This window comes from Bacillus sp. FSL M8-0063 (genome assembly GCF_038005545.1).
Lineage (GTDB): Bacteria > Bacillota > Bacilli > Bacillales > Bacillaceae_G > Bacillus_A > Bacillus_A wiedmannii.
In genome coordinates, this window is record NZ_JBBOTJ010000001.1 from 1,966,987 (window position 1) to 1,988,280 (window position 21,294).

Annotated in this window: 19 protein-coding genes and 3 pseudogenes; 15 read left to right on the plus strand and 7 right to left on the minus strand. The window is 32.2% G+C overall.

All coding sequences use genetic code 11. The features are described 5' to 3' along the window. Positions 1 to 30: 30 nt before the first annotated feature. The 4 genes from MKX31_RS09925 to MKX31_RS09940 all read left to right on the plus strand — a co-directional run bounded on the left by MKX31_RS09925 (position 31) and on the right by MKX31_RS09940 (position 3,596). On the plus strand, positions 31 to 978 hold the full coding sequence (locus MKX31_RS09925; RefSeq protein WP_064474113.1) for a hypothetical protein: 948 nt from the start codon (positions 31 to 33) through the stop codon (positions 976 to 978). A gap of 165 nt (positions 979 to 1,143) precedes the next feature. After that, complete coding sequence (locus tag MKX31_RS09930; protein WP_000424361.1) at positions 1,144 to 1,293, plus strand: aspartyl-phosphate phosphatase Spo0E family protein; 150 nt, start codon at positions 1,144 to 1,146, stop codon at positions 1,291 to 1,293. A gap of 113 nt (positions 1,294 to 1,406) precedes the next feature. After that, entirely contained in the window at positions 1,407 to 2,135 is a 729-nt protein-coding gene (locus tag MKX31_RS09935) for an alpha/beta fold hydrolase (protein ID WP_098111943.1), read from the plus strand. A gap of 60 nt (positions 2,136 to 2,195) precedes the next feature. Further along, positions 2,196 to 3,596: a protoporphyrinogen oxidase gene (locus tag MKX31_RS09940; RefSeq protein WP_064474115.1), complete on the plus strand. Its 1,401-nt coding sequence runs from the start codon at positions 2,196 to 2,198 to the stop codon at positions 3,594 to 3,596. A gap of 51 nt (positions 3,597 to 3,647) precedes the next feature. Here the strand turns inward: MKX31_RS09940 and MKX31_RS09945 are convergent, their stop codons facing one another. Further along, positions 3,648 to 4,196: a hypothetical protein gene (locus MKX31_RS09945; RefSeq protein ID WP_064474116.1), complete on the minus strand. Its 549-nt coding sequence runs from the start codon at positions 4,194 to 4,196 to the stop codon at positions 3,648 to 3,650. 518 nt (positions 4,197 to 4,714) lie between these two features. Here MKX31_RS09945 and MKX31_RS09950 point away from each other — a divergent pair. Beyond that, positions 4,715 to 5,266, plus strand: a complete 552-nt coding sequence (locus tag MKX31_RS09950; protein WP_064474117.1) for a GNAT family N-acetyltransferase — start codon at positions 4,715 to 4,717, stop codon at positions 5,264 to 5,266. A gap of 38 nt (positions 5,267 to 5,304) precedes the next feature. Here MKX31_RS09950 and MKX31_RS09955 read toward each other — a convergent pair whose 3' ends face one another. Both MKX31_RS09955 and cspD read right to left on the minus strand, forming a co-directional pair. Further along, on the minus strand, positions 5,305 to 5,490 hold the full coding sequence (locus MKX31_RS09955) for a cold-shock protein (RefSeq protein WP_000286202.1): 186 nt from the start codon (positions 5,488 to 5,490) through the stop codon (positions 5,305 to 5,307). A gap of 86 nt (positions 5,491 to 5,576) precedes the next feature. Next, a complete protein-coding gene (gene cspD / locus MKX31_RS09960) occupies positions 5,577 to 5,780 on the minus strand; it encodes a cold-shock protein CspD (RefSeq protein ID WP_000176365.1) in 204 nt (67 codons plus the stop codon). Positions 5,781 to 6,153: 373 nt separating this feature from the next. Here cspD and MKX31_RS09965 point away from each other — a divergent pair, with 373 nt between their 5' ends. Then, the gene (locus MKX31_RS09965; RefSeq protein WP_340980722.1) at positions 6,154 to 7,050 is read left to right on the plus strand and encodes a CPBP family intramembrane glutamic endopeptidase; all 897 of its coding nucleotides are present in this window, start codon (positions 6,154 to 6,156) and stop codon (positions 7,048 to 7,050) included. Between the two features lie 17 nt (positions 7,051 to 7,067). Next, entirely contained in the window at positions 7,068 to 7,709 is a 642-nt protein-coding gene (locus MKX31_RS09970) for an AAA family ATPase (protein WP_098112037.1), read from the plus strand. Between the two features lie 35 nt (positions 7,710 to 7,744). Here MKX31_RS09970 and MKX31_RS09975 read toward each other — a convergent pair. Then, positions 7,745 to 8,506, minus strand: a pseudogene (locus MKX31_RS09975) (arginase family protein). 210 nt (positions 8,507 to 8,716) lie between these two features. Between MKX31_RS09975 and MKX31_RS09980 the strand changes: the two are divergent. Continuing rightward, the gene (locus MKX31_RS09980; protein ID WP_149173313.1) at positions 8,717 to 9,322 is read left to right on the plus strand and encodes a PRK06770 family protein; all 606 of its coding nucleotides are present in this window, start codon (positions 8,717 to 8,719) and stop codon (positions 9,320 to 9,322) included. 59 nt (positions 9,323 to 9,381) lie between these two features. Here MKX31_RS09980 and MKX31_RS09985 read toward each other — a convergent pair whose 3' ends face one another. Beyond that, a complete protein-coding gene (locus tag MKX31_RS09985) occupies positions 9,382 to 10,272 on the minus strand; it encodes a LysR family transcriptional regulator (protein WP_098102520.1) in 891 nt (296 codons plus the stop codon). A 105-nt stretch (positions 10,273 to 10,377) separates the two neighbouring features. On the opposite strand from MKX31_RS09985, the gene MKX31_RS09990 reads away from it, so the two are divergent. From MKX31_RS09990 to MKX31_RS10000, 3 genes and pseudogenes are all read left to right on the plus strand, one after another. After that, entirely contained in the window at positions 10,378 to 11,421 is a 1,044-nt protein-coding gene (locus MKX31_RS09990; protein ID WP_103655330.1) for an aspartate-semialdehyde dehydrogenase, read from the plus strand. A 167-nt stretch (positions 11,422 to 11,588) separates the two neighbouring features. After that, the gene (locus MKX31_RS09995; RefSeq protein ID WP_340980724.1) at positions 11,589 to 12,695 is read left to right on the plus strand and encodes a C45 family peptidase; all 1,107 of its coding nucleotides are present in this window, start codon (positions 11,589 to 11,591) and stop codon (positions 12,693 to 12,695) included. A 61-nt stretch (positions 12,696 to 12,756) separates the two neighbouring features. Then, positions 12,757 to 13,019 (plus strand): annotated as a pseudogene (locus MKX31_RS10000) (hypothetical protein). Between the two features lie 97 nt (positions 13,020 to 13,116). On the opposite strand, the gene MKX31_RS10005 reads toward MKX31_RS10000, so the two are convergent. Then, positions 13,117 to 14,019, minus strand: coding sequence for a LysR family transcriptional regulator (locus MKX31_RS10005; RefSeq protein ID WP_098112022.1), 903 nt, complete (start codon positions 14,017 to 14,019; stop codon positions 13,117 to 13,119). A gap of 263 nt (positions 14,020 to 14,282) precedes the next feature. Between MKX31_RS10005 and MKX31_RS10010 the strand changes: the two genes are divergently transcribed. The 4 genes from MKX31_RS10010 to MKX31_RS10025 all read left to right on the plus strand — a co-directional run bounded on the left by MKX31_RS10010 (position 14,283) and on the right by MKX31_RS10025 (position 20,001). After that, complete coding sequence (locus MKX31_RS10010; RefSeq protein ID WP_088046635.1) at positions 14,283 to 14,969, plus strand: MOSC domain-containing protein; 687 nt, start codon at positions 14,283 to 14,285, stop codon at positions 14,967 to 14,969. Between the two features lie 261 nt (positions 14,970 to 15,230). Then, positions 15,231 to 16,115: a GNAT family N-acetyltransferase gene (locus MKX31_RS10015; RefSeq protein ID WP_064474125.1), complete on the plus strand. Its 885-nt coding sequence runs from the start codon at positions 15,231 to 15,233 to the stop codon at positions 16,113 to 16,115. Between the two features lie 342 nt (positions 16,116 to 16,457). Next, entirely contained in the window at positions 16,458 to 18,212 is a 1,755-nt protein-coding gene (locus tag MKX31_RS10020; RefSeq protein ID WP_088046636.1) for an ABC transporter ATP-binding protein, read from the plus strand. Continuing rightward, complete coding sequence (locus MKX31_RS10025) at positions 18,205 to 20,001, plus strand: ABC transporter ATP-binding protein (RefSeq protein ID WP_064474127.1); 1,797 nt, start codon at positions 18,205 to 18,207, stop codon at positions 19,999 to 20,001. Before MKX31_RS10020 ends, MKX31_RS10025 begins: the two co-directional genes overlap by 8 nt. A gap of 276 nt (positions 20,002 to 20,277) precedes the next feature. Here the strand turns inward: MKX31_RS10025 and MKX31_RS10030 are convergent. Continuing rightward, positions 20,278 to 21,062, minus strand: a pseudogene (locus tag MKX31_RS10030) (sulfotransferase family 2 domain-containing protein). Positions 21,063 to 21,294: the final 232 nt, after the last annotated feature.

Sequence of the window (21,294 nt, forward strand, 5' to 3'; positions counted from 1 at the left end):
TAAATGATTTTTATTACGGGGGAAAAATAGATGGAAAATAAAATCGTTTTAAAAAGTGGCCTTTCAATTATTTCTCAATGTAAAAGACAGACAAATAATATTTGGCATGCGCATTTTGGAGCAGCTGCAATTGCTAGTTATTTCTTTATGAAAGACAACAATATGGATGAAGAGATAACTCATAATATGTATTACCAAACAAAAAGGATGCTGAACAAGCAAAACTTAGGTGAAGTCATTGATGATAAAGAGGAAATTGATTTTCAAAGTGCTGAAAAAATGATTATAAAATCATTGGAACATACAATTGATGAACTTCATTGGGTGGGGCATAATGTCATTTATGCTGCATTAAGTTTATTAGCTATGAAAGAGTTACAAAAATGGGGCGATAATCAAGAGATTGAAGGGATTACTAACCTTATAATATCGTTTCGAAAAACAATTCCTGGTAGATCATGGATTGGTTTTACAACAAAGGAAGTAAAACAATTAAGTATAAAAGATGAGATAGAAAGTGAATTAAGAAATCCGAAACAATTATCTACGTTTATTTTAAACGAGCTCTCGCAATTTAATATTATTTATAGAGCGGAATCACATCATGATTTAATTGGTCATTTACTTACTTTTTCTCATGCAATTAATATTATGTATGACTTAGGTCATAGAGATATATTCCAACGAGGTATACGTCCGCTGTTGAAACTAGTATACGTGTTACGTGCTAGTCAAAAATTAACGTCAAATAGTAAAATAACTTTACACTCACCGATAGATTTTTTACCTTTAGTCGAATCTAAACGAGCTCATGTATTACCAACAGAAAAAGAATTTTGGCTAAAAGACTATAGTACATTTGATTGGGATTTCGGACATATCTTTAAATTCTCATATAGTTATTTTGATCATATTAAGAGAGCTCCAAAATATAAAGATATAACATTAGAGAAATTCCGATTTATTATTAATGCGTAATGGAGTCTAATGATCTGTATAAAGGGCTAAATTAAAAAATTCTTTGTTGAAAATATATTATTTTGATATTTGTAAGATTTTACATACTTATTTTACTTTTACTAATTATGTAAGTAGGCTATACTAAAATACATACATTTTATTATTGGAGAGAAATAAAACGACATGGAATTAGTGAAATTAGAGAAAGTAATAGAAATTAAAAAAGAAGAGCTGTTATATTTAGTATCGGATTATGGAATTCAACATGAAAAAGTACTGGCATTAAGCCAAGAAATAGACAAATTGATTAATTACTTTATGTTTTTGAAATAGAAAGAACTATGACATGATGTGAAAATGTTATAGTTCTTTTTATTTGGAAATTCAGATGAATATTCTATATACTGATAATTAATGGAATATTCCGTTTCAAAGGAGGGGCATATATGATTTTACATACTAACATTTCAGGCGAAGGGGAACCAATTGTGCTTTTACATTCTGGTGGTATGACAGGTTTAGAAGAATTTGATGAGCAGGTAGCATTTTTTCGAGAAAAAAATTATCAAGTCATTCGTCCGGATTTAAGAGGACATGGAAGATCAGGCGGGACATTGGAGAATTATTTCCTACGTTCTGTAAAGGATTTACATGATACGTTAGTGCATTTACAAATTGATAGATGTCATATAGCTGGTGTTTCCCTAGGAGGATTAGTCGCTTTATTATTCACAAAAAAATATCCAGATAAAGTGAGAACATTAACTTTTTCTGGTATCTTTCCGCTTAAGGGAGAAAATTGGGAGGAGTCTCAGGAGTATGAAGCGAATTGCCATCAGCAATTGATGGAAAATGAAGAAGTTGTAACTTATATGAATCAAATTCATGAAAAAAGTGATTGGAAAGCATTGCTTGAATCGTGGCAAGTTAAAGATTGGTACCCATTCGATGAAACTGGTGATGTAGCTAATCTTCAAGTACCTACACTTTGTATTGCAGGGGGAGATTCGGAAGATGAAGTTACAGCTGCTACAATGTTCAAACAATTAAATGAAAATATTCATATTGCTATTATTCCGTTTGCTGGTCATTTAGTGCACAACGATCAACCAGAAATATATTCGAATATATTGTCTAATTTCTTACAGAATGCACAAGCTGCTAGTCGAATATAAGGACTTTTGGGTATAATAATAAAGGAATTATTAATTGTATCGGTTAGGAGCGCAGCACATATGAAAACAGTTGTTGTTATCGGTGGAGGTATAACGGGACTTTCTACTATGTTTTATTTAGAAAAATTAAAAAAGGATAATAATATCGATTTAAATTTAATCCTTGTAGAAAAAGAAGAGTACTTAGGTGGTAAAATCCATAGTGTAGAAGAAAAGGATTTTATTATGGAATCAGGAGCAGATTCTATCGTTGCTCGTAATGAACATGTTTTACCGCTTGTAAAAGATTTAAATTTAGAAGAAGAAATGGTATATAATGAAACGGGTATTTCTTACATATATTCTGATAATACTTTACACCCAATTCCATCTGACACTATATTTGGGATACCGATGAGTGTGGAGTCGTTGTTTAGCAGTACGCTAGTTTCAACGAAAGGGAAAATTGTTGCTTTAAAAGATTTCATAACGAAAAATAAAGAGTTTACAAAAGATACTTCGCTTGCTGTATTTTTAGAAAGCTTTTTAGGGAAAGAGTTAGTGGAAAAACAAATTGCTCCGGTGCTTTCAGGTGTATATTCCGGTAAATTAAATGAGCTTACTATGGCATCGACATTACCGTATTTACTGGATTATAAAAATAAATATGGAAGTATTATTAAAGGTTTTGAAGAGAATAAAAAACAGTTTCAATCAGCAGGAAACAAAAAGTTCGTATCATTTAAAGGTGGACTATCTACGATTATTTATCGTTTAGAAGAAATGCTGACTGAGACAGTCGTTAAGAAAGGCGCTGTAACGACTGCTGTAAGGAAACAAGGTGATCGCTATGAAATCTCCTTTGCAAATCATGAATCAATCCAAGCTGATTATGTTGTATTAGCAGCTCCTCACGATATCGCACAAACTTTATTACAGTCTAATGAGTTAAACGAGCAGTTTCATACATTTAAAAACTCATCTCTTATAAGTATTTACTTAGGATTTGATATACTTGATGAACAATTACCGGCGGACGGCACAGGATTTATCGTAACGGAAAACAGTGATTTACATTGTGATGCGTGTACATGGACAAGCCGGAAGTGGAAGCATACATCGGGAAAACAAAAGCTATTAGTAAGAATGTTTTATAAGAGTACAAATCCAGTATATGAAACGATTAAAAATTATAGTGAAGAAGAATTGGTACAAGTCGCTTTATATGATATTGAAAAGAGCCTAGGAATTAAAGGGAAACCAGAAGTAGTTGAAGTTACAAATTGGAAAGATTTAATGCCGAAATATCATTTAGAACATAATCAAGCTGTTCAAATATTACAAGAAAAAATGACGGATCTTTATCCTAATGTATACTTAGCTGGAGCCTCATATTACGGTGTCGGAATTGGTGCGTGTATTGGAAATGGAAAAAACACTGCAAATGAAATAATTGCAACATTAAAGGAACTGTCAAAATAGAATACATATATAAATAAAACGTCCCTCCAGTATATTGGAGGGACGTTTTATTTATTTCACTTGAATTGAGATTTTTTTATTAGTTGTATTATTCTCAGTAATCGTTAATGTTATGTTCCCGGATTCTTTAAATGAATAGGATGAGAGTTGATAAAGCTCTTTTATGCCATGTTTCTCTTTTAATTTATTGGCTGGAAGTGATGTTATGTTCGGTTTCCATGATTCTTGCTTACCTGAAGGATAGTTAACTATTATTTCTGGATTATTTAATTGCATTGGTTCCCATGAGGCAAAATATAGTTCAATTTCTGTATCTTTTTTTAGTAATTCTTCTGAGAAATACCCAAGCTCCCCAACATTACCGAAAACAGTAAAGTTTTGATTTTGTAACGTGATATCTAAATGTTTAGGTTGATATGTTGCTGCGTGGTAGATACCATAGGAAAGTGAAAGAGTGGCGGCGATTAACATGCCAATTGAAAATGTTTTAAAGCTATTGCCTTTAAAACTAGTCATCATGAATGAGTTTGGAGCGAACTTTTTTGCAAATAAAAATATGAGTAATATGAGTAAGAGGGATAAACTGATGAATATATACATAGAAAATATACACCTCCATAACAAAATATATTTTAACTATATTTTACCATAAATGTATGGAGGAGGGTGTTATTTTAGAAGGGAAAAGTGAGTGTGGAAACGAAATTATAAGATATGTTATTACGAGTGGAGTGATGGAGATGAAAAGAAAACAATCAATTTTTATAAATAAAGGTAAGAACAGGATAATAGGAGGGGATGTGATTGTATCCTTTTGTTAATGAGTTAGATACACTACTTAGAGAAACTGGTTTTTCAAGTATAAACTGGAGACAAACAGCTCCATGTCATTGGGCATTAGTTGCATATAAATAGAGTATAAAGAGATGGTCAAAATACTATGATCATCTCTTTATTTTTTCTAATCATGTAAAAGCAAGAAGGGTTACTTTTAGTTCGTATTGAATTAAGAGAATAAGCTTCTCTAGAAATATTTGATTAATGGGACATTAAGGACTTTCCTAATTTGAAATATTTTTTCTGCTATAATGAATGTGTAGAAAGAAAGGAATGATTCTATGGCGTTTCCTATATTAGAAACTGAACGTTTACGTTTAGTTGAAATAGAACAATCTTATTGTCAAAAAATATATGAAATTTTTTCATTGGATGAAGTAACATGTTATTACGGTATGAATTCCTTTACGGAGTTTGGACAAGCGTCGCGTATGATTGAATCTTTTTCAAAAAATTACTTTGAGAAAAAGGCAATACGATGGGGGATTGTATTAAAAAAAACAAATACGTTAGTCGGTACAATTGGATTAAATAATTTACAACTATGGAGTAAACGATCTGAAATTGGATATGACTTACATCCTCGTTATTGGGGAAATGGTTATGCCTCAGAAGCGGCTCAAGAAATTATTCATTATGGATTTCGAGATTTAGGCTTATTTAGAATTGGAGCTATTACATACCCTGAAAATGTTACTTCTTGTAGAATGTTATCTAAAATAGGCTTTCATAAGGAAGGGTTATTACGTGGATATATTCATCAAGGAAATAAGCAACATGATGCACTATTGTATTCTATAATTCGAACGGATATAGAGGATATAAATTTATAATAAAAAACCCCTCTTATAAAAGAGGGGGTAAGTAAAAATTAACCTATTTTAGGTAATAAACGTTCTCCGCTTTTCATGCTACTTTTACATAAAGGGCATTTAGGCTCTTCTTCAAATGAAAAGTTCTTTCTCATCCATCCTAAACAATCCTCTGATTCACATTCCCAGACAGGGGTTTGTTCTGGTGGTACTTCTGCTACATCATTCTTTCGATTGCGATACATATAACCACTCCTTTTATGTAAAAAATTTTAGTTATATATTAAAAAGGTTGTTAACCGAGCTGGTAACAACCTTTTTATTGTTTGAATTATAGCTTTACAACGTTTTTAGCTTGAGGTCCACGGTTACCGTCTTCAACTTCGAAGCTAACTTCTTGACCTTCGTCAAGAGATTTGAAGCCGTCGCCAGTGATAGCTGAGAAGTGAACGAATACGTCGTTACCGTCTGCAACTTCGATGAAACCGAAACCTTTTTCGCTGTTAAACCATTTTACTTTACCTGTTAATGTCATGGTAGTGCCTCCTAAAATTTAAAAAGATTACAATATGATCGGCCTTATTTGAATGAAAAATAAAAGTTCACATATTATCAAACACCCATAAGGAGTATAAAATAATCCTGATTGATACTTGATAATATGCAAAGGAAATATGGTGTTAAATTGACCTTAATTACTATCTTACAACAAATGGTGGGAAATAGCAAGTGCTGGTAATACCAGTGTGCAATAGGATGGAGATAATGGGAAAAGACACAAAGACATCTCTTTTATTTATATATTATTCCTAATTTTGGTTTATGCTAAACGGAGAACATTTTTATTGAAAGTTTGCATTAGAGAAACAATATATAGTATTAATATATTTGTTAAGGAGGCGAGAATATTGCAATTTATTCAATTTAAAATAATTGAAGCAGCCAAAGAAGGAAGAAGAAAAATTCATCCAGTATTCGCTGTTATACTTGCAATTGTATTTTTAACTTTAGGTGAATTGTTCATGTTATTTATGTTGTTTTTACCGAAAGCAGAAACACTTTTAATGAAGGCGATTTATAGTGACATTGAGATGATATTGACGTTTGGCGGAGCTGTATTTTTTGTTTTTTTATGGGTTAGATTTGTAGAGAAAAGATCAATTTCATCCATTGGGTTTTGGAGAAATCAGTGGATAAGAAAATATTTGAGAGGTGCATTATTAGGGCTTGTTTTCATTTCAATACCAGTAATGATACTTTTATTAACAGGAATTGTACAACTACAAATGCAACAAATTACGCCAACCGCTATAATTGGAATTGTGGGATCTTTAGTTGCTTTTTTAATACAAGGTGCAACAGAAGAAATTGTTGTTCGAGGTTGGTTATTTCCGGTCCTATCTGTTAGAAGTCGTATATGGATTGGGATTGTTGTGACTTCTTTTTTATTTGGTTTTCTTCATTTACTAAATCCAGGTATTACAATTCTTTCAATATCGAATATAATATTAGTTGGTGTATTTGCAGCTTTTTACGTTTTGAAAGATAGTAGTCTTTGGGGGATATGCGCATGGCATTCCATTTGGAATTGGGCACAATATAACGTATTCGGATTTGCAGTAAGTGGAATGGCAATGTATTCTACACCACTTTTTAAACCTGTAACAAAAGGATCGGAAGTCCTTCATGGGGGCTCGTTCGGTATTGAGGGGAGTATCATTACAACAATCATGCTTTCTATCGCTTCCATTGTTTTATGGAGACAGTTATGGGGGAAAAATGCGAAGCAAAGAGATTTAAGTTAATGAAAGTGGGAGAAACTATGGGGATTATAGCGTTTGAGGGAGCGAGTGCGGTTGGTAAGAGTAGCACGTGTCGTGAATTAGAAAAAAATTATGGTGCGTACATTATACCTGAAGTGAATGTTTTATTTGAAAGACCAAAAAACGAACATAGAACATGGTATTTTGAAAAACAAGTAGAGCGCTGGAAAATAGCAGTGCAGAAATCAGAGCAATATGAATTAGTAATACTTGATGGCGACATTTATCAACCACTTAGTTATAATTGGTGTTTCCATTTTGATATATTTAATCAGCCGTTATCTTTAATAGAAAACTTTTATAAAGAAAAGCTAATACATAGGGAAATTGGTTTTCCCAATCAATATTTTTATTTATATACGAATGATGAAGAACTTAGAAAAAGGAAAGAATCTGACGAGACAAAAAGAAGAAGAAACTTTGAAAAGCATTTACATATATCAAAATCGTTTCAACGTTATTATGAAAATTTAAATGCTGTTACAGACGGGTACTGCAAAATGATTGATGCGAAAAGTGTAAAATCGAATGAATTAGAAATTGTGAAAAGTGTAAACAGTTTAAATGTGTGTGAAGAGACACGTTTTGATGTTTCGAGGTTAGATGCGATTACGAAGTGGTTAAAAGAATATCGTGCATAAAAACAACGAGTGCCTAATAAGGTACTCGTTGTTTTTTATGTATTATATATTGATTTTATAATTTGTAAGTTTGCTTTTTCATTTTTCTTAATAGCATTTGCATATTTAGCTAGAAAGAGCTCAGAAGGATAAACCGGTAGTTCACCACAAATGTCGATACCATAGACATTTTTATTCCTAATAAGAGAATGTAAACATTTTAATAGTGTAGAAAGTTTCATATGTCCTTGATCCCAATTTGTAATAGTTACTTTTGCATCTAAAACATCTTTATCAATGCTTACATATACAGTCTTTGTATGAATATGCGAAAGTATTGTATGTGCAGATATTTCATTAGCTGTATCTATTGGGAACACTTCTACGCATGAATAATCATTAGAATGAATGGTTAAAGAAGAAGGTCCAATAATAATTACTTTCTTTAATTTCGAATTATTTTGAAGAGCGAATGATACCTATGACCCGCAAGAAATAAGAGTATGTTCATTTTCTTCTTTTAAGTTCATATCAGTGTGATGATCAAATAAAATAAGGCTAAATGGTTCATCTATTTCTTTTAGTAGCAAATCAGATACATAATGATAATTTCCAGAACCGATAAAGGTGATTCCTCTTTGCTTTCTACGATATAACTCCCGTTTTATACGCTTTAAAGAAGGAGTCTCGCAATACAGGTTTGCGTGCTCTAAATGACTAAAATCAATATCTTCATGTGAATAAGAATGAAGGTTATTTTGTAATAAATACGTATCATCAAAGTTTAAAAAAGTTAAACCGATATACAATAAACTCATATTTATTCATCTCCTTTATATGTAGGCTAGCATATATTTTTATAAAATTAAAACGAAATGCTTAGAGATGGATCTGCATTTGAAAAAGATCGAGATTTTTGACGGAATAATCTTTCAATTTATACAGAAAAGAAATACAATATAAGGAAATATACATGTGGTTCAAGAAATAGAAAATATGAATGGGATATGTGGGAGGAAACAAGCAATATGAAAACATTTTTTAAAATAATAGGTATTTTAGCTGGTATGGCGGTAATCGGCGTAGGTTTAACATATGGTATGCTGTATTATCTAAATAATAGTAAACCAGCTGCGAAAAAGGCATCACCAGCTGCTCCGGCAGCAGAAGTACTAGCGGATAGTAAAGTAAAAGCTGAAGATGCAAAGCTTTTAGAAAATGGCAATCATTCATTACCAAATAGCGGTTTTAATAAAAATTTTAAATGGACAGATGAGAACATACAGACAGCATTACATGAAATGGCACATCAAAAAACGAAAGCTGATCAAAAGTGGGGCTATATTTTTATCACACAAGAACGAATTGAAAGTTTACTTGATATTGTAAAGAGTAATGATCTAGTACAAGGAAATACATATACAGATATTTTAGAGAGATGGAAACAAGGGAAATATGAAAAGATGGACGCGGATCACAACAAGATTTGGAAATTACAAAGCGGGAATTTAGGCGAAGGAAAAGGTGTAATGTCAGAAGCGGAACAAAAAGAGTTAATTAATCAATTGTTTATGCAAAAAGGTACATATTCAGGCAGTAAATTAATTGCAGGTGGGGGACAGACTAATAAATAAGATAATATTGGAAGAGAGTAAGTGCTTATTAGGCAGTTACTCTTTTTTGTGTGCAGCTTTTAGTCTTGTTCTAGTAAGGAAAGAAATGATTGTAAAACGGGTGAAATCCATCTAGATTTATGATAGATTACATAGCTTTGAATAACTGCTGGAGTTTCGATAGGCTGAAAACAGAGTTGTTCTTTTTGACAATTTTCTTGTACAACGATGTAAGGAAGAATTGAAATTCCTAACTCACACATTACAGATTGTTTAATGACTTCAACGTTGGAAGTTTCAAATGTTTTAGCTGGAATATTTCCGCTTTGACGTAAAAATCGATCTACCATTGGTCTATAGCCGCAGCTTTGTTCTGTAAAGATAAATTGAGTATCATTTAGTAAACAAAATGGATTAGAGTGTGTAGAGTAATGTGGAGGTAAAATCCATCCAAATGCTTCATTACAAAAAGTACGCGTAATAAAATCATTATGTTCCATACTTTCTCCAATTATGAAAATAACATCTGATTCTCCTTCACGTAGCTTATTCATTGCTTGTTCGTTTGTAGTTGTTTCCAGTACGATATTTACTTTCGGATTCTCCTGTTTGTACATACGTAATAATTGTGGTAATCGGTACACTGCTAATGATTCGTTAGATGTAATCGTTAATGTTCCCTCTAAATCATCACTATTTTGAGGGATTTCTTGCGCTTTTTCATAAATAGCTAGTAATTCTAGAGCATAAGGATGAAATTGATGACCTGCTTTTGTAAGAAGTACTTTTTTCCCTAATCGATCGAAAAGAGGGAGATGTAAATCGTTTTCTAATGCTTTCATATGCGCTGTTACAGTAGATTGCGCATAACCTAACGCATGAGCAGCTTTAGAAAAACCACCATATTTAACAATCGCACAAAATGTTTTAACGTGTCTCATTTCCATAAGCAATCCCTCTTTTATTATCATGATTTGTGAATGATTATATCACGTATTTCAATTTTCCAAATGGTTAAATTCTTTATAAAATGAAATTGTAGAAATATTCATTTAAGTGATATTGGAGGAGAAAAGATGATCAAAAAGGGCTATCATGTAGCTGTAGTTGGGGCTACAGGTGCAGTCGGACAGAAAATTATTGAACTGTTAGAGAAAGAAACTCAATTTAATATAGTTGAAGTTACATTGCTTTCGTCAAAACGATCCGCTGGTAAAGTAGTGCGATTTAAAGGACGGGAGATAATAATAAAAGAGGCAAAAACAACTAGCTTTGAAGGTGTAGATATTGCCTTTTTTAGCGCTGGAGGAGAAGTTTCTAGACAATTTGTCAATCACGCAGTCTCTAGTGGTGCTATCGTAATTGACAACACGAGTGAATACCGAATGGTACATGATGTACCGCTCGTTGTTCCAGAAGTAAATGCGCACACTTTAAAGAAGCATAAAGGGATCATTGCAGTTCCGAATTGTTCAGCATTACAGATGGTGACGGCACTTCAGCCAATTCGAAAAGCATTCGGATTGGAACGAATTATTGTTTCCACATACCAAGCTGTATCAGGTTCAGGAATTCATGCGATTCAGGAATTAAAAGAACAGACTAAGTCAATGCTTGCAGGTGAAGAGGTTAAGGGTACGATATTACCTGTGAAAAAAGATAAAAAGCATTATCCAATTGCGTTTAATGTACTGCCTCAAGTAGATATATTTACAGATAATGATTTTACATTTGAAGAAGTAAAAATGATTCAAGAAACGAAGAAAATTTTAGAAGATCTCAATTTAAAAATGGCAGCTACTTGTGTGCGTGTTCCAGTTGTTTCAGGGCATTCAGAATCGGTTTATATTGAACTTGAAAAAGAAGCGACTGTTGCAGAAATAAGAGAAGTGTTGCTGGATGCACCAGGTGTTATACTGCAAGATAATCCTAGTGAACAGCTGTACCCAATGCCAGTATATGCAGAAGGGAAAATAGATACATTTGTCGGGAGAATTAGAAAAGACCCTGATACACCAAAAGGATTCCATCTTTGGATTGTTTCCGATAATTTATTAAAAGGGGCCGCTTGGAACTCGGTTCAAATTGCAGAAACGTTGGTGGAGGAAGGGATAATATAGTATAGGTAAATTAGGAAACTGTTAATGATTACAGTTTCCTAATTTTTATTTTAGAATTGTTTTCTTTATTCCAGCCAAATTTGATTTGAAAGACAGTAAAAAACATCAAGAATGAATAAAATCCTTTTAGTATGATATGGATATAATCAATGAGAGGGGGAAATATGATGTATGAAGTAAAGGGGTATTTTTCATCATTAAAAGGAAGTCATTATGATATTGGAAGGCAACAAGGAGAGTTTGTGAAAAGTCATCCGTATCTCATTCCACAATTTATACAACAAGAACATTTAGTATCAGATAATTATTGGACAGAATCTAGAAATATATTACATCAATATTGTCCTGGAATTAATGATGAAATTGAAGGTTTTTGTGAAGTGTTGAAAATTCCTGCTAGAAATATGATGTATTATTATCAAACACTATTAAAAGCAGGATGTAGTCATTGTGTCGTATTACCTAAAAAGACAGATTCAAAGCACACATATGTATTAAGAAATTATGATTTGTCACCAAAAATAGATGATATGCGTTTTTGCTCTACACATGTTGAAGGCGCGTATGTCCATAGTGGATTTTCTACTTTTTATTTTGGTCGAACTGAAGGTGTTAATGAGCATGGGTTAGCTGTTACATTTTCAGCATGTGGTCAACCAGTAGGGAGTATTGAAGGCTTACGAAAGCCGGTGTTAAATGGTTTACAATGTTTTGCGGTAATTCGAGTATTATTGGAGAAATGTAAAAATGTGCAGGAGGCGATATCACTAGTTGATGAAATGCCAATTGCAAGTAATATTAATCTAATTGTAGCAGATCCTTTAGACGCAGCGCGTATTGAAATATTTGACGGTTTTAAATCAATAACCACAATTGATGAGGAAAGCCATGATTTTATCGTATCAACAAACCATGCGATTAGTTTACCTATTCAAAAATTGAATAATAGAAGATTAGAACAATCTACAAACAGATATCACACATTGTATGAATATTTAAATCAAAATGAACTAGTGAGCATGAAGTCTTTAAAAGGATTAGTAGAAAAAGAGTATCCTACTGGGCTGACAGTACATAATTATGAAGAATGGTTTGGAACTTTGCATTCTGTCTTATTTGATTTGCATAACCGTACAATGAATATTTGCTTCGGATCTCCACTATTCAACGACTGGTACTCATTGAAAGTTGGAGAGAGCCTATCCTTTTCTAAGTTGAATGTGAAATTTAATAATAAAACGTATACTGACTTTTGGAAAGAAGAACGCTATTAATTGATTCAAGAAGAATAAATGAGATAAAATGGTAATAGTGTATATACGAGAGGGATTGCCATTGCTAAAAGTAATGTTACCGATTGTTCTTATCTTATTTGTTGTCGTTTCAATGTATATTACTTATGAAAAAAGAAAAAAGCAGGGGTAAAAGGATTGAAGAGTGCGTTACCTTCAATTTGTTTCTTTGCAATTGCGATTTTAAATTTCTTTGCATATTGGTTTAGCTTTGGCGGTATGTTTACTTGGTTGTTTTCAATCGTATTATTGCTAATTGGAGCATATTTCACGAAATATATTCCAATATCTAAAAAGGTACATTGAAATCTATATGAATCTTAATATGATGTTTTATTTTGAAAAGAGATTATTCTACTAGGTCGTTGTGAAGCGATTTTATAGGATAATCTCTTTTGTTCGTTTAGCTTTGTAAAGAACGTACTGTTCTATTTAGTTGCTCAATAAACTCTCGAGTTGCAGCACACATATATTTATCTTTTCTATATATAAGTCCAATTTCTATTGTTGGAGTAGGATTTTCTATTTTAATAGCTTGAATGTTTTTATTTTGTAAAAAGTCTATATACGGTTTTGGTAACACTGTAATTCCCATTCCTTTAGAAACCATTTGGATTAAAGATTCCATCGTACTAATTACTAAAATTGGTTTTGGTTTAAAATTGAATTTTTGACAATGAGATGTAATTAGTTCGGTTAAAAAGAAATTTTTAGGTAATAGAATTAAAGGGTAGTTCTGTAATTCAGCAATAGATACATGATTACGTTCAGCTAATCGATGACCAGTTGGTACGACTAATGTAAGTTCACTTTTGTATAGAGGGATAGAAATAATCTCCTTATCTTGCACCGGGAGAAATGTAATGCCAATATCAAGTTCGTTTTGTAATAATTTTTCGCGAATATCTCCTGTACGAAGCCCTAATACAGAGAGTTCTATATTAGGATATAATTGATTAAAATTTAAAATAGCGGGTGGTAGTAAATAATTTACGACGGTTAACAATGATCCTATTGTTAAGGAACCTTGTTGTAACCCGTTTAAATCTTGAATAGCAGAACGAGCTTGTTCGACTTCATGAAAAATGGTTTTACTATGTAATAATAAAATCCTTCCTGCATTAGTTAAAGATATTCTTTTACCAATGCGATCGAAAAGCGGCATTCCTACTTCATGTTCTAATGCACGTATTTGCTGACTTAGAGAAGGTTGTGAAATATTTAATTTCTCAGCTGCTTTTGTGAAATGCAATTCTTTTGAAACAGCTAAAAAATATTCAAGTTGTCGTAATTCGATTGGAATCACCTCAAGTTTAATGATAGGTTATACCTATCATTATTATATAAATAATTGGATTGAACAATGATTTTGTTGAGCTTATAATCACTTTATTAGAGAGGGATTGAAAAGTTTTTGAAGTAAGGATAGATAAGTATCGGAGCAAGGATATTTGAGTGGTTATTACATTTGCTGATCTTTTGTCATTTTAAATGAAAAATAGACAGAGAGTTTGAAAGTATAAATTAATCTATTGAAAAATTGTGGGGTAAGTAAGAGGAGCGATTAAGATGAATAAAGTATATGAGGTACTATCTTTAAACATAGGGTTACCAAAAGAGGTTACATACGGCGGAAAGGTAATTCATACAGGTATAAATAAGAATCAAGTAAGGGAACCAGTGTTTTTATCCTTTTTAAAATTTAATGGAGATGGGCAAGCGGACTTAGTTCATCATGGCGGAGTAGATAAAGCAGTTTGTGTGTATTCTGGAGAACATTATAGATACTGGGAAAAAGAGTTGAATGAAGACCTTGTATATGGAGCATTCGGAGAAAATATAACAATTAGTGGTCTGTGTGAAGAGGATGTTTGTATTGGTGATACATTTCAAATTGGAGAAGCGATTGTCCAAGTGACGCAACCAAGACAACCTTGTTTTAAATTAGCTAAGAAATACAATATTCCAAAGTTACCACTATATTTTCAAGAAACAGGATATACAGGATTTTATTTTCGCGTATTAAAAGAAGGATGGGTATCACCTACTGATACGTTAAAATTACTGAAGTCTGATCCAAAAGGTGTTACGGTAGCATTTGCTAATCGTATCATGCATAAAGAAAAACAAAATGTAGTAGGGCTAAAAAGGATTTTAGAAGTACAGGCGCTTTCTACGAGTTGGAGAAATACATTTGAAAGGCGAATGAGGGGAGAAGAAATTAACACGCAGGAGAGACTAGAAGGAAAAAAATAATAAAAAAATATTTTTTATAAATGGTGCATTTCTATTAGTAAAAACGACTTAGAAAGCACTATTTTTATATAACAAACTTATTAATATTCAAAAATCCTAATATTATTTTATTCGACTTATTTTCAAATAGTCAAAACATAAAATAAATTAGACTTTTTTTTTATATTTTATGATAGTATATTGATTGGTAAGACCTATTACTTTAAGAGTAGGTTCTACAACTACATCTAATTTGATGGAATTAACGTATGGAGGGACAACATGGGGAATGTTGAAAATTTTGAAAAACTTCTTTTAGAAGAACCGAAAAGAGAGCAGTTATTTCCTTTATTTGAAGAAGTGTTTGGGATTACAATTCAAACATTGAATGATTTTTCAGAGAGAGGTTATTGGGATGATACATACAAAGCTTTATCATTTTTACAAGAAGATAAAGCAATTGCAAATGTTGCGGCATTTTCGCTACCATTGCTAGTAAATGGTGAAAGAATAAATGCAGCGGGAATTCAATCGGTAATGACACACTCTAATTTTCGTAGACAAGGACTCATGACACAATTAATGAGTAAAATGATAGAAGAAATCGATAAGAAATGTGAATGTACTTTATTGTTTACGGAAATACCTGAACTATATGCATCATTTGGGTTTAAAGTTGTGCAGGAGTATTTGATGACTATTTCATATGATAAAAAGAATAATAATGATTCTTTACTTAGAAAGTTAGATTATTATATGGAAGAGGATAGAAAGTTAATACATGAAACTATTGATAGTAGCCAAAGACTTTCAAATAATTTTGCAACATTAAACTTCCACCCTTCGTTTTATTTGAATATGTATGACTCGGAATGGAATGAGAAATTGTATTATTCAGAGAAGCTAGATGCTCTTATTGTGTATGAAGTAGATAATGAAATGTTGAAATTATATGGAGTGTTTGCACCAGTACTTCCAGTTTTAGATGAAATATGCGAGGAAATCGCTGAAAGATTTACAGAAATCGAATTTTACTTCTCACCAGATCAATTAGGGATTGAGGATGTACAATTTACAGAATTACAGTCAAGTAAGTGTTTAATGGTTCGAAGTAATAAAGAGCTAGATTTTAAAGGATTTAAATTCCCAGTGTTAACGGAATTTTAAATGTTTATATAGATATTTTTGAGGGGGATACAAGTATACATACTATTAAAATAGGTCTATACATATGAAGTCCACTTGAAAAAATGAATTTGAGATTGAATTTTGCAAGCTAATAAATAAATAGAAAAACCGTATTCTTTCTATTTGAGAATACGGTTTTTCTATTTGCGTAATATAAAGCACATTTATTGACCGGAAAGTCATAAATGCTTATCATTTAATAATGTTAAATATTAATTTGCATAATATAATAGAAGTACTGGAAAACTCAAAATTATATAGCTTAAGTAAGGAGGGTATGAATTATTAAATGGTAATTTCATAGGAAAAAGGAGATGAAGTATGAAATCATTTCGCAAATTATTACATTATTTAAAACCATACATGTTCTTCGCTATTATTGGACCACTATTTATGGTACTTGAGGTTGCGATGGACTTAATTCAACCGACTATTATGCAACATATTATTGATGTTGGGATAGCAAATCGTGATTTGAATTATGTAATAAAAATGGGGCTTCTTATGATAGGAGCTGCAGCACTCGGTTTAGTTGGAGGACTTGGGTGTATGATGTATTCTACAAAAGCAGCTGTTAATTTCGCTACAGACATACGAAAAGATGTATTTGCGAAAATAGAAACATTTTCTAGTGAAAATCGTGATTCATTTGGAACTGGGAAATTATTAACGATTGTGACAAATGATATTACTTCTATTCAATCGGCGATGACGATGACATTACGTGTACTTGTTCGTGGTCCTTTGTTATTTATCGGAAGTATAATAATTGTTTTTGTAACAGCACGCGAGTTATTTCCTATATTACTTGTAGTTGTTCCAATTTTATTACTTGCGATTATATTCATTGCAAGTAAAGCGAGCGGAACGTTCAAAAAAGTGCAAGAAGCATTAGATAAAGTGAATACAAAGCTACAAGAAAATTTATCTGGAGTACGTGTTATTAAAGCGTATGTAAGACAAAAATATGAAATTACTCAGTTTGGAAATGTTAATACAAATTTAACGAAGATAAATATTCGAGCGGTGCAGCTTATTTCTTTAATGATGCCAATCATTATGTTAGTTGTAAGCGGTGGGATTGTCGCAACATTATGGATTGGTGGAGAAAAAGTATTTGATGGAACGCTTCAAGTAGGAGCTATTTTAGCGTTTATAAACTATTTGAATATTATTTTAATGTCACTTATGTCTATAAGTATGGTATTTATGCAAATCGCGCGAGCATTTCCATCTGCGGATCGTGTACAGCAAGTTTTAAATACTGAGGTTGATATTACGACGGAAACAAATGCAGTTGCACCTAATCAAATTGAGGGACAAATTGACTTTAAAAATGTTAGTTATAGTTACACGAAAAATAATGAATATGTTTTAAAAGATATTTCATTTAACATATGTAAAGGTGAAAAAGTAGGAATTATCGGTTCTACAGGAAGTGGTAAATCTACTTTAGCAAAACTGTTACCGCGTTTATACGATGTTGATCATGGGGAAGTATGCATTGATGGAATAAATGTTAGAGCATACGATTTACAAAAACTTCGTGCTTCAATCGGGTTTGTACCTCAAAAGGCATTATTGTTTTCAGGTAGCATAGAAGAGAACTTACGTTATGGTAAAGAAGATGCAACGAATGACGAACTGGAAGTAGCGGCTTCATCAGCTTGTGCGACTGAGTTTATTAACAAGTTGGAAGATTCATATCAATATCATTTAACACAAGGTGCGACGAATTTATCAGGTGGACAAAAACAACGTGTATCAATTGCAAGGGCACTTGTGAGAAAGCCATCCATTCTTATATTAGATGATTCTACATCAGCAGTTGATGCGAAATCAGAATCTAACATTCAATCGGCATTAAGAACAGAATATAAAGGAACAACAACATTATTAATCGCCTCTAAAATCTCATCTATAATAGATGCTGATAAAATTCTCGTTTTAGATAACGGTGAATTAGTTGGTGATGGTACACATGAAGAATTGTTAGAACAATGTGAGGTATATCAAGAAATCTATCTTTCCCAAGGTGGCAATTTACATAAAGAAGGTGGGAAAGAACATGCGTAATTTTCAAGGGCAATTTGCTAATAAAGGTGGACGTAAAGCCCCTAAGATGGGTAAAGCTAGAAATACTAAAGGAACAGTAATGCGAGTATGGAACTATATGGGGTATCAAAAGGCTGCTCTTACGTTCGTTATATTTTTAGTATTTGTTACGACGTTACTTGGATTATTAGGTCCTTATTTAATGGGAGTAATTATAGATCAATATATTGTACCGAAAGATTTAAGTGGAACTGCAAGAATGTGTATGTTACTTATCGCCATTTACGGTGTTACAGTGTTTTTAACATGGTTACAAACATTTGTTATGATTAATGTTGCATTAAAAACAATACAAAAAATACGACAAGATATTTTTGAGAAAATCCAAACGCTTTCTTTACGGTTCTTTGATGTACGTTCTCAAGGGGATTTAATGAGCCGTGTTACAAATGATATAGATAATTTGAATCAAGCGTTGACGCAAAGTGTTGTACAAATTATTTCATCAGCATTAACCTTTATAGGTGTAACGATTGCAATGTTCGCATTAGATTGGATTTTAGCAATTGTTACTTTAATTACAGTACCTATTATGTTTTTCGTTACAAAAAAACTAGTTACTTATAGTGGTAAAAACTTTGCAAAGCGTCAACGAGATTTAGGAGAATTAAATGGTTTTATTGAGGAAGCTATAACAGGAGCGGATGTTACAACGTTATATGGGAAAGAAAAAGAAACCGTACAAAATTTCAATAAAATTAATGAACAACTAAGAGTTTCAGCTACGAAGGCGGATACATTTTCAGCTTTTATTTTTCCAAGTATGAACTTTATAAATAACTTAGGTATGGGGCTTGTAATTGGGACTGGTTCAGTTATGGTTTTAAATGGAATGACAACAGTAGGTGTCATTGCGGCTTTTATTAATTATTCTCGTCAATTCTCAAGACCACTCAGTCAATTCGCAACTTTAATGAATACAATTCAAGCGGCAGTTGCTGGTGGAGAGCGTGTATTTGAAATTATGGATGAAGTACCGGAAATTCAAAATAAAAAAGATGCATGCATTGTACAAAATTTACAAGGGCATGTTGCACTCGAGAATGTTTCATTTGGTTATGAGGAAAATAAAACGATTTTAAAAGAAGTGAGTCTTAAGGCACAGCCAGGGGAGACAATTGCTTTAGTTGGTCCAACTGGATCGGGCAAAACAACAATCATTAATTTGCTAACTCGCTTTTACGATATACAACAAGGGCAAATTCATATCGATGGAAAAGATATAAAAGAGTATGATATGAATTCGTTGCGGAGTAAAATAGGGGTAGTTTTACAAGATACGTATTTATTTGCTGGGACAATTATGGATAATATCCGTTATGGTCGACTAGATGCTAGTGATGAAGAAGTAATCAATGCAGCTAAGGCAGCATCTGCACATTCTTTTATTAAACATTTACCGAATCAATATGAAACAAAAATTGCTTCAGAAGGATCGAATTTAAGTCAAGGACAAAAACAACTTCTTGCGATTGCGCGGGCGATTTTAGCAGATGCAGATATATTAATTCTTGATGAAGCGACATCTAATATTGATACGAGAACAGAATTACAAATACAAGAAGGACTAAACAATTTAATGAGAGGTCGAACAAGTTTCGTAATCGCTCATCGACTGAAAACGATTGAAAAAGCAGATCAAATCCTTGTTATAAAAGATGGAAGTGTTTTGGAAAGAGGGAATCATGAATCTCTTATGGAAGATAGAGGGTTTTACTTTGATTTGTATACGAGTCAGTTTAAAATTTAATAAAAACTTTAATATGATGCGGTTTCTCTAGGAAAGAGAAACCGTATTTTTATATTTGTAAACATTATTATCCAAATAGTTGTTCACTAAATGTTTTACCTGCGTATTCTTGCATCCAAGGTAAAACATGCGTAAGGTTATGAAAACACCTTTATGACCCCAATCGTTCACTTGTAATTTTTGGATGTAAAAATTGTTCCAAAAAAGTGTTGTATGAGGAAACTTAAATAGGTGAATTTAAGTTTCTCTATAATATATGAAACTACAATTAGAAAATCACTTATTTTTTAAAGGAGTTAATGGGTAATTGTACGTGCTAAAATCTTTATTAAAAATATCTTGTACTAATTGGATAGTTTCATAATCATAAAAACTATCGTATGTTGGGAGGCGTGGGAATAAAGGATCGGTAATATCAGCATCTGCAAAATCACCTCTAAAAATCGCTCTTTCCTTCTGATGATGCCATGATTTGGTTAGTATGTGTAAAGGAGAAGTTTTTAATTGATATGTTTGTTCTAAGTGCGCAATTTCAGTAGAGAAATTTTCAAGGTAGATATACTTCGTAACAAACTCCTCCTCAGCTGGTTCATATTGCTGCATTAAATGTGGATCTACTTGTTGTAAATCTTTCATTTGCGCTTTTAAATAGTAGAGAAAGATTTTAAATGAAATAGGCTTATTACAAAATTCATTACCATAATAAAAATTCCGAATAGGATTCCATGCTGGGTTTTCTATGTGAGGGGGGCAATTAGTGAAAAGAATGAACTTACAGCTCTTGTATAGGGGTTTCTTACTAATTTATAGGAATCTTTTCCGTTTGTATATAAAGCCGCAGCTAGTTCAATAAAGTAGTCGGAGGAGTTTTTGTATATTTCATTTTCATAATTATGGATGAAGGAATCGTATTTTATGGCTTGTTTAAATAAATTTATTTGATAAAAAAACCAATGTGCAAGTGAAGTACAGCCACTTTTCTGACTCCAAAATAAAATCAAAGGGAAGTTAGAGTTAAAGTGCGGAACGCGTCCGTATTTAATAATATTTGCAAAATACATAGTTAGCCTCCATTCAGTTATGTCAATTATTTTTAATTTATGAATAAACAACTCGGCATATGAACAAGAGAAGAGGAGTAGAATAGATAATTTAATAACAATATAACTTTGAAATGAAAGCGTTATTTTATAGGGATATGAAAAGAGCACACAAAAAATGTGTACTCATAACAATCTAAATTATTTTAAGGACCATGATATATCATCAAGGGCTTTATAAATATAACTATAC